Raw genomic sequence first — 1,832 nt, 5'->3', positions numbered from 1 at the left:
CAGCTGCGGCTTCTTCTTCAGCAGATTGCCGGCGAGGAAATCGAGCGGGATTTCGTTGCGCCGGGTCTTGTCGAACAGATAGCGGCTGCCGCGCACCCAGGTCCACATCGCCAGAACGATGGTGAAGGCCACCGCAAGCGACGCCCAGCCGCCCTCGAACACCTTCACGATGTTGGAGGCAAAGAAGCCGATGTCGATGAACGCGAACACCGCCGTCATCGCCACCGCCACCCACAGGCGCCATTTCCAAATGCGCGTCATGACGACGAACAGCAGCACCGTCGTCACCAGCATGTTGCCGGTCACCGAGATGCCATAGGCGGAGGCCAGCTTGCTCGATTCGCCGAAACCGACCACCAGCAGCATCACCGCCAGCGCCAGCAACAGATTGACGCGCGGCATGTAGATCTGGCCCGACTGCCGTTCCGAGGTGTGCAGGATTTCGAGGCGCGGCAGCATATTGAGCTGCACCGCCTGCCGGGTCAGCGAGAAGGCGCCGGAGATGACCGCCTGGCTGGCGATGACCGTCGCCGCGGTTGCCAATACCACCATCGGGATCAGCGTCCAGCCTTCGTTCATCTCGAAGAATGGATGGCNGACCGTCGCCGCGGTTGCCAATACCACCATCGGGATCAGCGTCCAGCCTTCGTTCATCTCGAAGAATGGATGGCCGACGACGCCGTTCTTGGCCAGCACGAAGGCGCCTTGCCCGGCATAATTGAGCAGCAGGCAGGGAAACACGATCGCCAGCCAGGCCAGCACGATCGGCTTGCGGCCGAAATGGCCGAGATCGGCATAGAGTGCTTCGGCGCCGGTGACGGCGAGGAAGATGGCGCCGATGGTCACGAAAGCGACGTCGGGCGAATTGATCAGGAAGGCGACGATGTAGTGCGGGCTCACCGCCCACAGGATTTCTGGATCGGCGATGATGTGGTTGAGACCGGAAAGGCCAATTGCCAGGAACCATACGGCGGTCACCGGGCCGAATACCAATCCCACCCCGCCGGTGCCAAAGCGCTGCACCGCGAACACCATGGCCAGGATGACCAGTGTCAGCGGCACCACATAGGGCTGGAAGGTCGGCGTGACGACGTTCATACCCTCGACCGCCGACAGCACCGAAATCGCGGGCGTGATGACCGCGTCGCCGAAAAACAGCGAGGCGCCGACGATGCCGATGCCCAGGATCACCGCCGACCGCTTGGGGAAACTGCCGCGCGCTAGCGCCATCAGCGACAGCACGCCGCCCTCGCCGCCGTTATCGGCGCGCAGCACGAACATGATGTACTTGATGGTNCGCCATCAGCGACAGCACGCCGCCCTCGCCTCGGTTGTCGGCTCTGAGCACGAACATGATGTATTTGATGGTGACGATAATCGTCAACGACCAGATGATCAGCGACAGCACGCCCAGAATATCGCCGCGCTCGGCGATTTCGCCGCCGGAGGACGCAACAAGCGCTTCCCGGAAGGCGTAGATCGGGCTGGTGCCGATGTCGCCATAGACCACACCGAGCGCGCCCAGCATCAGAACTTTGGTGCTGTGCTGTTCGATTTCGGGATGGCTCGATTGTTCGACGGGTTCTGCCTCAATACCAGCATTGGTAAGGGCCATGGACGACACTCCGATAAGCGCGCGGTGCTCTACGCTTGCTGCGATGCAATATCAAGTGCCGTGACGGTAGGGCTACCATGTTCCCAGCACAGGGCTTGCCCCGCAATGACCGGTGCGTGGCGTCAAAGGCTGCCGGAAACCTCAGATCGCCACCTGCGTGCCGATCTCGACCACACGTCCGGTCGGGATCTGGAAATACTCCGTCGCATCGGCCGCC

Annotated in this window: 1 pseudogene; it reads right to left on the bottom strand. The window is 62.3% G+C overall.

The annotated features are described in order from the left end of the window. Positions 1-1,615: pseudogene (locus X771_RS01000000165725) on the bottom strand (KUP/HAK/KT family potassium transporter); the annotation flags it as partial. Positions 1,616-1,832 lie beyond the last annotated feature (217 nt).

The organism is Mesorhizobium sp. LSJC269B00 (assembly GCF_000502815.1).
Classification (GTDB): domain Bacteria; phylum Pseudomonadota; class Alphaproteobacteria; order Rhizobiales; family Rhizobiaceae; genus Mesorhizobium.
This window is presented reverse-complemented; position numbering and strand designations above follow the sequence as displayed.